The sequence below is a fragment of the Bacillus sp. BB081 genome (genome assembly GCF_008368895.1).
GTDB classification, from domain to species: Bacteria; Bacillota; Bacilli; order Bacillales; family Bacillaceae_G; genus Bacillus_A; species Bacillus_A wiedmannii.
Genome location: NZ_QOZX01000029.1, coordinates 94,799 through 107,835 on the forward strand (window position 1 = coordinate 94,799; position 13,037 = coordinate 107,835).

Genomic DNA, 13,037 nt, shown 5'->3' on the forward strand with positions numbered 1-13,037 from the left:
TAAACTTTCATGGTACTCCCACAAAAAAATCTGCTGAATCATAACCAAAAAGTTCATTTTATCATTTCGAGGTAATTCGAAATTCTTAAGTTGTTGGGCACGGGGTACAGCTGAAAAACAGTGTATATTCATTAACTTCAAACTAATTTTGATGTAACAAAATTGTATTTATACCTTTTTAACAAATTCAGATTTTAATTTCATAGCTCCAAAACCATCAATTTTACAATCAATATCATGATCTCCATCAACTAATCGGATACTCTTTACTTTTGTACCAATTTTTACAACTGATGAAGTTCCTTTTACTTTAAGATCTTTAATTACTGTTACAGAATCACCATCGTTTAAAATATTTCCATTTGCATCTTTAATTACCTTTGTATCTTCACTATTTTCAGCTTCTAATTCTAAAGTCCACTCATGAGCACATTCTGGACAAACAAAAAGATTCCCATCTTCGTAAGTGTATTCTGAATTACATTTTGGACAATTTGGTAAACTAGACATATTTTTATTTCCTCCACTCGTTTTCGTGTATTCTATTAAATAAATATTATTTTTAATTTCCGTTTTTCGTTTAAATGTACGGAAGATATTCTCTTCTTGCTGTTTGATACTTATTTGTTGAATGTATAAAAAAACTACTTGTTCACACCTTGTAAAAAATCTTCTCCACATTCTCCAAAGTAACCTTTTTAATATTCTAATGCATTTTCTTTATTCTTTCTTGTATTCATTTCCTGAGAAAGCCCGGTACATTCATGAAAAGCGAAATGCTTACACTCTATACATTTTTTTACATTCAAATGTCTTAAAGCACAATCAATGGCTTCTCCTGTATGATCAAAGAAGTTTTCTTCCCCAATCTCAGCATACAATCCGTTCTTATCTAGAGCTACTTTTAGCTCTGATTGAATTCCTGAAATAAGAAGTACGCCACCTTGTTTTTGGAAATGCTGAACAATATTCCTAAAGTACGATTCTCCTGTCGTATCAATAAAAGGAACTTTTCCCATACGTAAAATTAAAACTTTAGGTTTATAATGAATAGTTGCTAAAATATTTTGTTCAAATGTTTGAGCAGCCCCAAAGAATAATGGCCCTTCTATTGTATAAATACTAATTTGTGGGCAGTCATGAGATTTATTTACCACATGCGGTAACAATTTTTCATTCTTTTTTGTATGATCAGGAAGCACTTTAGATATAACAAGCATATTACTCATACGTTTTGTAAACAAAATAACAGCTAAAATAAGACCGATCTCCACGGCTGTTGTTAAACTAGTAAATACAGTAAGTAAAAATGTTACTAGTAATACAAGGGAATCTCCTGTCTTCATTTTGAGTATGTGATAAAAATGTTTTTGTTCGCTCATATTCCAAGCTACCACCATTAAAATGGGAGCCATACTGGCAAGAGGAATATGTGAAGCATATGGTGCTAACAGTAGAAGTGTAAATAACACAAATCCCCCATGAATAATACCCGACATCGGAGATACAGCCCCACTCTTAATATTAGTCGCTGTACGAGCAATTGCTCCAGTCGCTGGAATCCCGCCAAATAACGGGGTAACAATATTGGCAATCCCCTGACCGACAAGCTCTTTGTTACTGTTATGTTTACTATTTGTCATACCATCTGCTACAACAGCGGATAAAAGAGATTCGATCCCGCCAAGCATCGCAATAACAAATGCAGGACCAATTAACTGTTCTATACGTTCTAGTGTGATTTCTGGTATATTAAACTGCGGAAGTGTATTTGGAATCGTACCATATGCTGTACCGATAGTAGGTACATGATCCGAGAAAAATACAGTTGCAATTATAGTTGAAACAACAACTCCTACTAATGAACCTGGCACTTTCGGCAAAATCTTTGGTGTTGTGACTATAACGAAAAAACAAATCAAAGCAGTTATAACACTATAGAAATTGGTAGTATTAATATGAGTGAAGAGTTCCTTCAGATTCGCTAAAAATTCCTCATGCTTTTTTATACCTGTTAAACCTAAAAAACTAGCAATTTGTCCCGTAAAGATAATAACAGCAATACCTGACGTAAAACCAATTGTTACAGGACGTGGAATAAACTTAATTAAAGAGCCTAGCTTGAAGATTCCCATAAGACATAAAATAATTCCAGCTAACAAACCCGCGAGTAGTAAATTTTCGTATCCATAGGTAATTACAACTCCTAAAAGAATCGGAACAAAAGCACCTGTAGGTCCTCCAATTTGATACTTCGAACCACCAAACAGTGAAATGAGTATCCCAGCAATACAAGTTGTATAAATCCCATACTCCGGCTTAACGCCAGAAGCTATAGCAAAAGACATAGCAAGTGGAATCGCAACAACTCCAACAATCATTCCTGAAAGAAGATCCTTTTGAAAATGCCCTAATGAATATCCTTCAAACCTTCCCGTAAATAAACCTCTCATTACAAACCCTTCTTTTCTATTTTTAATCAATCTGGATTACAAATGCATTTCTCGTTCCTTATACATGAAATCTTCATGTTTACAAAAGCTTAATATTCACTATACGTTTTGCTTAAATGGCACTCTAATTTACTTATATCGCCACCTTCTTGTACATAGGATTCCAATCTTCTCGCTAGCTGTTCTCCATCTCGGCTATCTAGCTTCTTGGTATCAATAAACGATGTAATCTTTACCGTATCTGGAGTAATATCTCTACGAAACATTTGTCCTGGAATTTCACTCCAAAAACGCTTCCAATCTTCTAGTAATCCTATTTGATCAAATAAAAAACCTTGAATCCCACACAACCAAGCTGTACAAGCTGTATTTCTTTGTTGACATCCAACTCCATCTTGTAAATGCTGGCATGAAAAACAACAAGAATTCCCACTGTTAATACAAACTTTACAAACGTGATAAGCTCCTGATAAGCGAAATATTTCAATCCCATGTTGGATGATGTCCACTTTCTTTACTTCAATACTCAACCTATCCCTCCTTGCCTATCAGTTCACCTTCTGCTTCATCTAGCTCTTCTAACATTGAAATCGTATCGATTAAATGATTGTTAAAAATCTTCCGTGCAACAACCAATAAATCCACAATGATAGGATCTCGTAAAGAATATAAAACTCTTTTCCCATCTTTCCTACCAACAACAATATTTTTCGAGCGTAGTACACTTAATTGCTGAGAAACAGCTGATCCTTCCTTATTTAAAATAGCTTGAATTTCATTTACGCTTTTTTCACCTTCTGACAATAATTCTAAAATACCTATTCGCAAAGGATGTGCTAATGCTTTAAAGAAATCTGCTTTAAATTGTTGCATTTCGTTTCCCATTGAAATCCCTCCGTTACTTTTCCTCAATTTTCAAAAGTATCATATACATCTTCAAATGTTTGAATATGTATATGATACTTTTAAAACCTCGAATTTTCAATACAAATTTTACAATATTAAATAAGTATCAAATAGAGATACTATTCAAATTCAGGTTCAAAATTTATTATCCAAAATAAAAGCGCCTAACATATTAGGGATATATAATACGTTAGGCGCTTGATATTTAAAATTTCTCAATTTAGGTCTTAATTATATTGGATGAGTATATAACCAAAACGCTAGATGACTAATATGAATAAACTTATTTGTAAAATTAATTCATTAGAATATTTTAAGAGCAAGTTTTGAAAAAAACTATTCAAAACTTGCTCCTTCTTTTCTCAGATCCAACTATTTTGATACTAAAACCAACAGTAGTGAATTAGAATAATGACTTAATACTTGCTAAAACAGTAAGGACACCTACAATAATAACAAATACGTTGCTCATTTTCCCTTTGTATTTAGCTAGTACCGCTACTTTATTGATTGCATACATCGGTAATAAACATAAGATAGCAGCAACTAATGGACCGCTAAGTGAATCAATAATTCCAAGAATACTTGGATTTGCATAAGCAACATACCAGCATGTTAATACGACAAAAGTAAGGATTATTGTCTTAATTGTTTTTTCTTCTATATCTTTTCCACGTGTTTTACCAAACTTCATAATCACGTCACGCATTACCTCATATGCTCCGATATAGTGGCCAAGGAAAGACTTTGTAATAGCCACAAAAGCAATGATAGGAGCTGCAATCGTGATTACAGGCGAATTAAGCTCATTAGCAAGATATGAAAGGATTGATAAGTTCTGCTCTTTTGCCATTTTTAAATCCTCTGGAGTCAAGCTTAATGTACTACTCCAAACGAAGAACATAACTACAGCGAATGTCATGATATAACAAACTTTTTGTATTTGCGCACATTTAGCATCAGTAGCTTCTATTCCATACGTAGCTCTCTGTTTCACAACAAATGATGAAATCATAGGTGAATGATTAAATGAGAATACGATGATTGGTAGAATCAACAGTATCGTTCCAAAATATCCTGTTCCTGTTGAAGCATTAGAAACAGCTGAAAAGCTAAGCATTGACGTATTCCACTGTGGAATTAAAGATATTGCGATAAAAAGTAGAGAAGCTATGAAAGGATACACTAGCATACTCATGATCTTTACAGTAATATCTTGACCAAAATTCAGTATAGCGATAAGACCAAGAACTAATACAAGTGATAAAATAGCCCTTGGAGGCTCTGGCATGTGCAATTGATGCACGATAAAACTACTTGCAGTATTTGTAAGCGCAACCGAATACATTAGTACGATTGTATAAATTGAACCGAAATATACGATGTTAAAAATGATACTTGCTTTATTTCCGAAATACTCTCTAATTGTACCTGTGATCCCCTCATCAGCAGAATTAGAAGCGTATATCATTTTAGCAAGTGCCCTATGTGAGTAATACATAACTGGATATGCAAGCAATGTAATTAGTAGTAATGATAATAAACCACCTGAACCTGCATTAATCGGTAAAAAGAGCACCCCTGCTCCAATTGCAGTTCCAAATAGGCTCAATGCCCATGTAGTATCCTGCTTATGCCACTTTTTCGGATCTGCATATTGCTCATTTTTTAGTGCGATATTTTCAGCTTGAACTTCTATTTTCTTTGCAGTATTCCCGTTCATATAATAACTCCCCCTTGTATCCTATTCTTGCGTATCTCTTTATAGCTAACGAACATTCCCCTTTTTTGGAAAATAAATTCCTTACAAGTTGCCCCACATTGTATGTCCTTCATCATAATGAATCCAAATTGAAACATTCGCTAGTTAGCGTCCTAACATAAATGTTAGCGTTCACAAAAAAGTTTACTCGTACTATCCGCTCTTTATATAAAGACCGCTTAAGAGAACAATATTGAATAGACTTCATAAATACGTTGCAACATTTCTAATAACAGTGTGTTACTTTAATGGTTTCTCTTACTTACTTGTAACAGTAATTTCAGCTAAACCGGCCTCTCTTCATTTATGAGGCATTTCTTTCTCAATTCTACACATCACTTTCATAACTTCGGCAGCATTTATGGTATTGATTACACAAGCCACTGAAGCACTTTACATACATTTCGCCTCTAATCACACGCCTTTCTTTCTATTAATCGCATTTTTTATATTTTCTCCAGAGATCATAAAATTTCTCTCGACGCCCTCATTATAACGTGTATATTTATAAAATTAATATTTTTATATTTTCAGAAATATTTAATGGATATAATTTTACATGGATAATAATTTACAGTTAGCATGTAACCCTTGTTCCTATCGCTTATAACGGAATTAATCAGCAAAATACACAGAAAAATATTGTTTATTCAAGCTACTCATTTTAAAAATATTTATATTCTTCTTTATCTAAAAATTTTATTTTGATTTAAAAAAGATATTTTAATAAATAATTAACGTGGTTAAAAAGAAATTTCTTTTTAAATGCATAAACCAATTTTTAGGATATATATTATCAATATTGCATTCATATACATTTTTAGGAAAATACATATTTTAACTTGATGGCAATAAGAGAACCGCTAACATTTCGCAAAAATCTTCGCTAAACGAAAAAATAAAATAAGCTGCCCATATGGACAGCTTATTTACATCATTATCATTATTAGGAGTGAGCAAACAAATCACTTCAATGTCATCTTAATTTTAATTTTTTCAACTCTTCTTCAGGGATATTTCTATGTTTGTATTGAATGGGTTTTATTTCATTTCCTTTTATACGAAAAGTAATTGTGTCCTCTCCATAAGGCGGATTGTGTGCCCCTTCAAAAGTTTGAATTTGCACAGTTACATAGAAAATATAATTTGCTTCGTCTTTTGTTATTTCAACAATTTCTTCAGAACCTCGGTACCAAAGCTTCGGTTCCTTATAATATTTTTCAACTTCTTTGCTTATTGGTTCTAATAAAAGATTAATTACTACTTCTTTTAATTTTTTTTTTGGTACAGGTATTCTGTTAATCCTTTTTCTATTTACATTTATAATTTTCCAAAAACCACTTTTCTGTTCAACAGTATAAAGAACATTCATACCATCCTCTTTCCAAAGATGAAAATAACCTTTATTCCCCTTAATATATAGTACTGGCTCATCAATCCATTCACCTTCTGTTTGAACTATACCTAAAAACAGTTGAGTAAGTGGCGTTACCTTATAACCTATTTGATTAAAGTCACCAAACAAATAAAGTTCATAACCAGTTAAATCTATGTCAAAATATTCGTTGATTTCATTTTCACTTTTTCCAATTGCTTGAGCAGAAATACAGGGTAATAAAAAACTCAGAAGACATATGATGCTAATTATTTTTATTTTCATACCATCAATCACCTCTTTTATTAAAATGCAACAAAAGAGATGAGATTATTGCACGATTCAACCTATTAAAAGCGAATAATATAATCGTTAAAATCCTTCATTAACTAGCTCTTTTATCGAGTTTAATTTTGCAGAAAGCTCAATAAACCATTCTTCATCCCCTGTTAATAATGCAAGGTCTATAAGATAAAGGATTTGCTCCTTATTTATTACCTTTGATTCAGGGAGTTTGTTAACGTGTTTACTAAAGAGTAAAATCGCTTCGTTCATAGTGTACTTGTCGTCACGTTTCACAATACTAACTGTAACTATATCTTCCACTTCATCAAGTGATACAATGTAACCAACTATGAATTCACCCTCATTTGATATTCCACGAACCCAATCTCCCACTTTTAAAACATGATTATTATTTGACATCATACCTTTTCACCTTCTTAGAAATATTTTTTGTAACGATAAAAAAGATATAAAAACTAACTTGAACTGCAATATTTTTCATTACAGTTATTTTTTAAGAACTCACGGCTACATAATAATTAAGCCGCTTAACGTTCTTGATTAATAAGGTCAACAACTTCTTTCATTGTATAATTCTTTAAATATTCACCTAGATGTTCTTCCGCACCTAAGAAAATAGCAAAAAGAACTTTCCGCATGTTCGAACCTACAATACACTGATCATTTGATTCTGGACACTTCGGTTGCAATGCACCTTCAGAGGTTATTTGATACATATTCCAAAGATTAATTTCACTTAAATCACGGGCAAAAATAAAACCTCCACCAGTTCCCTCTTTTGACTGTATAAACTTATGTTTTTTTAACAAACTTAGCACTTTGCGAATACGTACTGGGTGAACACCTGCGCTTTCTGAAATATCATTACTTGTTGACATCCGGTCTGGCTGTAAAGCTAAATACGTTAAACTGTGAATGGCCAAGGTAAAGTCGCTGTTCATTGTTGTCCTCCTACGATAAAAAATATGATTTCTCGCTTAGTAACATACTGTAGCCATAAATATTACAGATAGGTTAGTCAAACGTTAAAATATATAAGAAGCATGCTTAGCATGAAAAAATAAATCCCTTTATATTCTATCAGAACTCCCCTATATCTCCTAACTTCATTTAGCTTTTTAAGTTGCAAATAAATTTAAACTGTCCACTGTTTCTTAACTTGTTCTTCTGCCAATTGTTTAATTTTTGTCCAAATCGTATCTTTACTCACAATAACATTTGTGTGATAATTTCTATCTTTATAATTAACTGTAACACATACTTCAATCACTTCTGTCTCCTCCTTTCAAAATATTACTTATTAATTAGCCAATTTTTGCAGTTCAATATTTAAGAATGTTCGAACGCTACGTGGTAAAAATTTACGAATTTCTTCATCATTAAAACCAATCTGTAATCTTTTCTCGTCCAGCATAATTGGGCGACGCAACATTAGCGGATGCTCAATTATTAATTTATAAAATTCATTCAGCGAAAGCTCATCTATATTTATATTTAAGTCTTGAAAAGTTTTGGATCTAGTTGAAATTATTTCAGTAGCACCCTCTTCAGTTAAACGAAGAATGGATTTAAGTTCATCCACTGTCATAGAATTGGATACGATATTTTTTTCAGTATAATCAATTTGATTCTCCTCCAGCCATGCTTTCGCTTTTCGGCATGAACTACAGCTTGCTGTTGTATATAGAACCACCATATTTCACTCACTCCTTTAATGTTCTTTATGAAACGTACATTTTAAATATCGGTTATTGAAATGTATTAAAAAAAATTACAGTTCAGAATCAAATACACGTAATATTATTTATTCGGCAATGTTTCGTTTATTTCTACTATTCGTTTCTTTTCATGTTTCTTTTATAAAATTATTGAAACTACATTTTACAGATGATGACAACTCACTTCTAAAAATCTTACTGTAATTTTAAACCTTACAGTTCTATTAATCAACTGTTAAGTCTTGGATTAATTTTAGTAACACAACAAATTGTTCTCATGTAAAATTCCCCATAGCATGATGGCTCCTTCAAAGCACATTTCACTCATTTCTTGCTTACAAGTGCTATTATGGATTATATTCAGCCTAATAAAAAGTACGTACTTTAAAGTATTATAGGTACTAAAAAGTAACATATGCATTTTCAAGTGCCATTCTGCTTATTTCTCTCTTACATCGGTTATTATGGACGTTATTTCGCACAATAAATAGTACGCACTTTAAAGTGTTATAGGCACTAAAAAGAAATAATTTTAGTATTACAACGTATGTAGGTCCAAAACTGTAATCTAAATTCAGCAAAAGAGTTTTTTTATGAAAACATATAATATTCCTGTAGAAGCGACTTTAGAAGTTATTGGCGGAAAGTGGAAAGTTGTTATCCTTTGCCATTTAAAGAAAGGAACAAAAAGAACGAGCGAATTAAAACGTTTAATGCCTGGTATTACTCAAAAAATGTTAACACAACAATTACGTGAACTCGAAGAAGACGATGTAATCCAAAGAAAAGTGTATGACCAAGTACCACCGAAAGTAGAGTATTCTTTAACGGATTACGGTTCATCTTTAGGAGCCATACTCGATTCCCTGTGCACTTGGGGAGAAGTTCATCTTGAAAAAAACGGGAATACGTCCATGCTTATTACAGCTGATGAATAGTAACTGTTCCTACTATATTGAAAACAAAAAATAGGTTGAGGCAATACATGCCCCAACCTATTTTTTATGCCTCTTTATAATTTTTTGCGGTAATGACTGTTTCGAATTCAAAGGTTTCCGGTAGATGATCCGCATAAGAATATTCAAAAGTTCGTCCATCCGTTAAGTAGGCCACTTGTTCAACTCTCATTAGGAAATCTTGATTTGTTAAGTTCATAAACTGCTTTTCTTGATCATCTGGGCGAACCCCTTTGACCCTAACAACGGATGTTCCCACTTCAAGTCCAAGTTTATTTTGAATGTGCGAATAGATCGACTCCTCTAAAACGGAAGCTTCAACACCTGGGATGACCGAAATAGGCATCCATGTATGCTCCATAATCGTTGGGATACTGTGAATGATGCGGAGACGGATGATTTTATATACAAAATCACCGACTGTAACACCCAATTTTTCAGCAACTATTTCATCAGCACCTACAATCGTAAACTCGATAATTTTACTTTCTACCTCACTGCCGTAAACAGCTTTCGTACCTGTTAAAGTTTGAATCATTCGTGCCTTTTCCTGTTGACGCCAATCTTGAACGACTGTTCCACTTCCGCGCCGGCGGATAATGTAGCCGTCTCTAACTAGCAAATCTAGCGCCTTTTTAATAGTAAGAACTGAAACGCCAAATTCTTCAGCAAGGACAGGACTACTTGGGATTTTTTCATTAATTTTATATTCAGCGTCTAAAATTTGCTGTTTAATTTTTTGGTAAATGCCGAGGTATTTTACTTGTGTTGATCCGCTTGCCATTTCCCTACCTCCTTTTATGCTTACCTACCTTCTATTCATTCAAATTTAAATCCTCAAATTTGTAAACTGAAGGTGATGGCGCAGCAAATCCGTTTTCCAAGATTTCAATATTCGTTACCGCTTCTTCGTCTTTCACAAGTTTTGGCGCACCATTTACGATTGTTTCATACGCTGCATCATAGAAACGACCGTAATCACCAAGCGGCGTTTTAATTTGTTTTTCAATCCAATCACCGTTTGCATTGCGATATTTAGCAATTCCATAGTACATCGGCGAATCTTCACCAAATCCTGCACTCTCAGGCATAATACCCGCTTTCAGATCATTTTCCTGCTGATCTTCACCGTATTTAATAAACGATCCATTTGTTCCATGAACGATAAAGCGTGGATAATCTTTCGCTACAACATGATTCGTTTTCAGTTTGATTTTCAGCTGATTTCCGTAATGTAGACCAACATCGAAATAATTATCAACCGCACCTTCCACTTCATTATTACGAATATCGTATGTTACCGTATCTGGGCGGCCAAATAATGAAATCATGCGGTCCATCGTATGAATACCTAAACTGTAGAATGAACCTTCTTCTTTTGGAGCTTCATGAGAGATTGAACCAGGACGGAAATAATCAATATGTGATTCAACCTCAACAATATCACCAAGGAATCCTTGTTCCACAACTTGCTTCACAGCTAAGAAATCACCATCAAAACGACGGTTTTGATAAGGCATAACTACTACACCTTTCTCTCGTCCTAAAGCTAATAATTCTTTCGCATGTTCTACTGTATCGCAAAATGGTTTTTCAACGATAACCGATTTCCCAGCAAGTATAACTTGTTTCGCCAATTCATAGTGCGTATGTGCTGGCGTACAGATTGTCACTACTTGAATTTCTTTGTCATTCAACAATTCGTCCAAATCAGTAGTGAAACAAACACCTTTACTCTTATATGGAGCCGCTAACTCTTCACTAATTTGGCGGCCAAAAATCGTTTTTACTTTTATATTTTTACGTGTATTTACATAAGGTAAATGATAGCGGTTAGCTGATTTTCCAAATCCAATAAAGCCCATTGTTAATGTCATATTCTTCAACTTCCTTGCTCATAAATTTTCGATTCTATTTTTATTATATATTTTTATTATCAAAAGTATATAGTTTTAATTTTAAATATATATAATAAAGTAAAAAAGTCGGGATACAAATCATTTCGATTTTCATCCCGACTTTTTTACTTTAAGTTATGGATCTATACATTTAAACATTGCTTAAGAGCTATTAGATCACACTCTTATTCATACATATAAGAACGAGTCATCGGAATTGTATCGTTAATACCTTTTGTAAATACAAATTGATGTAAATCAATATTACCTGTAAAGAACGAAGCTGCACATGCATTTAAATATAAGCGCCACATACGAATGAATCGCTCATCTTTCGTTTTGCGAACTTCCTCCAGTACGTTTTCAAAATTTCGAGCCCAATGTTGTAATGTTTTCCCGTAATGTCTACGTAAGCTTTCCACATCAACAATGAAAAATTGTTCATTTGTCATGTTCGTAATTAATTCGTTAACAGCAGGAACATATCCGCCAGGGAATATATACTTTTCAATCCAACCATTCGTAGCACCACCATTAGCCGGAGAAGTAATACAATGAAGAAGAGAAATTCCGCCATCGTTTAGTAGTTCATTCACTGTCTCAAAGTATTGCGTAATGTTGTCTTTTCCTACATGTTCAATCATACCTACACTAACAATTTTATCAAATTTACGATTCTTAATATCGCGGTAATCAAGTAAGGATACTTCAACTAAATCTGTAAGTCCTTCTTGTTTAATTCGCTCGGAAGTTTTTGCATATTGTTCCTCACTTAACGTTACTCCCATCGCTTTCACACCGTACTGCTTAGCGGCAGCTGTAATGAGCTCACCCCAACCACAACCAATGTCTAATAACGTATCACCTTTTTGAAGGTTCAACTTTTTCAAAATATGATTCACTTTATTATGCTGAGCTGTCGTTAAAGAATCTTGCTCATTTTGGAAATATGCACAAGAATACGTCATCGTTTCATCAAGCCATAATTTATAGAAATCGTTCCCAATATCATAATGATGAGCAATATCATCTTTATTTTTTTGTTTTGAGAAATTCCATTTACTTTTAAAATATTGCAACTTACTATCCCCTAAAAAGCTATCCTGCCTTTTATAAATAGATTGAATTGCTTTTTCAAGGTTACCCTCTATTTCAATGTCCCCATTCATATATGCTTCACCGAATGCAATAGAAGGATCCTTAGCAAGCTCTTTTTTTGAAAGCGGCTTATGGAATGTTACATGAAATTGAGGTTCCCCTTCTCCATATTGGATTGTTTCTCCATTCCAAAGTGTAATTTGAACCGGATCTGAAAAAAGATTTTTGAGTATTTTTTTATAAAAAAGTTCTTCAACCATATAGACATCTCCTACTAAAAAATTGAACAAAAAACTATACTAGTTAATAAGTTTTTTTGAACATAGCTTAAAACCGTTATGACTTCTTGCTACGAGTGTCATTATAAAACGGTTATATTATGAAGCATAGTACGTACTTTAAAGTGATGAAGGCACTTTTAAGTTCCTATTAAAACCTTAATCAATCATTCATCATAGCGAAAACAGCTGCTGATATGGTATAGACCCTTACTTTTCACCATAGTAACTTTCTAACGTTTTATACTGAAAAAACACCACCTCGTCTGAAGTGAACCCCGAAAACG

General features: G+C 33.2%; 14 protein-coding genes. 1 reads left to right on the forward strand and 13 read right to left on the reverse strand.

Annotation, left to right across the window (positions count from 1 at the left end; translation table 11 throughout):
• Nucleotides 1-168: 168 nt before the first annotated feature.
• From DN394_RS15200 to spxA, 10 genes are all read right to left on the reverse strand, one after another.
• Nucleotides 169-510, reverse strand: coding sequence for a zinc ribbon domain-containing protein YjdM (locus tag DN394_RS15200; RefSeq protein ID WP_016123063.1), 342 nt, complete (start codon nt 508-510; stop codon nt 169-171).
• A 188-nt stretch (nt 511-698) separates the two neighbouring features.
• Entirely contained in the window at nt 699-2,453 is a 1,755-nt protein-coding gene (locus DN394_RS15205) for a SulP family inorganic anion transporter (protein WP_098705709.1), read from the reverse strand.
• A gap of 89 nt (nt 2,454-2,542) precedes the next feature.
• Nucleotides 2,543-2,983 (reverse strand): hypothetical protein, encoded by a 441-nt coding sequence (locus DN394_RS15210; RefSeq protein WP_000021469.1) that lies wholly within the window; start codon nt 2,981-2,983, stop codon nt 2,543-2,545.
• 1 nt (nt 2,984) lies between these two features.
• Nucleotides 2,985-3,338, reverse strand: a complete 354-nt coding sequence (locus tag DN394_RS15215) for an ArsR/SmtB family transcription factor (RefSeq protein ID WP_000526185.1) — start codon at nt 3,336-3,338, stop codon at nt 2,985-2,987.
• A 424-nt stretch (nt 3,339-3,762) separates the two neighbouring features.
• A complete protein-coding gene (locus DN394_RS15220; RefSeq protein ID WP_097918129.1) occupies nt 3,763-5,082 on the reverse strand; it encodes an aromatic amino acid transport family protein in 1,320 nt (439 codons plus the stop codon).
• 1,015 nt (nt 5,083-6,097) lie between these two features.
• Entirely contained in the window at nt 6,098-6,781 is a 684-nt protein-coding gene (locus DN394_RS15225) for a DUF3888 domain-containing protein (protein ID WP_149293937.1), read from the reverse strand.
• 87 nt (nt 6,782-6,868) lie between these two features.
• Nucleotides 6,869-7,204 (reverse strand): IDEAL domain-containing protein, encoded by a 336-nt coding sequence (locus tag DN394_RS15230; protein ID WP_002008152.1) that lies wholly within the window; start codon nt 7,202-7,204, stop codon nt 6,869-6,871.
• A gap of 125 nt (nt 7,205-7,329) precedes the next feature.
• Entirely contained in the window at nt 7,330-7,743 is a 414-nt protein-coding gene (gene saiR / locus DN394_RS15235) for an Rrf2-family transcriptional regulator SaiR (protein WP_087981320.1), read from the reverse strand.
• 194 nt (nt 7,744-7,937) lie between these two features.
• Nucleotides 7,938-8,072, reverse strand: coding sequence for a BA3454 family stress response protein (locus DN394_RS15240; protein ID WP_000573513.1), 135 nt, complete (start codon nt 8,070-8,072; stop codon nt 7,938-7,940).
• A gap of 30 nt (nt 8,073-8,102) precedes the next feature.
• Entirely contained in the window at nt 8,103-8,498 is a 396-nt protein-coding gene (gene spxA, locus DN394_RS15245) for a transcriptional regulator SpxA (protein WP_088097117.1), read from the reverse strand.
• Between the two features lie 615 nt (nt 8,499-9,113).
• Here spxA and DN394_RS15250 point away from each other — a divergent pair.
• On the forward strand, nt 9,114-9,458 hold the full coding sequence (locus DN394_RS15250) for a winged helix-turn-helix transcriptional regulator (protein ID WP_000860825.1): 345 nt from the start codon (nt 9,114-9,116) through the stop codon (nt 9,456-9,458).
• A 64-nt stretch (nt 9,459-9,522) separates the two neighbouring features.
• Here DN394_RS15250 and DN394_RS15255 read toward each other — a convergent pair whose 3' ends face one another.
• From DN394_RS15255 to DN394_RS15265, 3 genes are all read right to left on the reverse strand, one after another.
• Nucleotides 9,523-10,260 carry a GntR family transcriptional regulator gene (locus DN394_RS15255; protein WP_149293938.1) on the reverse strand — a complete coding sequence of 246 codons (738 nt, stop codon included), beginning with the start codon at nt 10,258-10,260 and terminating at the stop codon, nt 9,523-9,525.
• Between the two features lie 31 nt (nt 10,261-10,291).
• Entirely contained in the window at nt 10,292-11,353 is a 1,062-nt protein-coding gene (locus DN394_RS15260) for an oxidoreductase (RefSeq protein ID WP_149293939.1), read from the reverse strand.
• A 206-nt stretch (nt 11,354-11,559) separates the two neighbouring features.
• The gene (locus tag DN394_RS15265; RefSeq protein WP_098705710.1) at nt 11,560-12,732 is read right to left on the reverse strand and encodes a cyclopropane-fatty-acyl-phospholipid synthase; all 1,173 of its coding nucleotides are present in this window, start codon (nt 12,730-12,732) and stop codon (nt 11,560-11,562) included.
• Between the last annotated feature and the right edge of the window lie 305 nt (nt 12,733-13,037).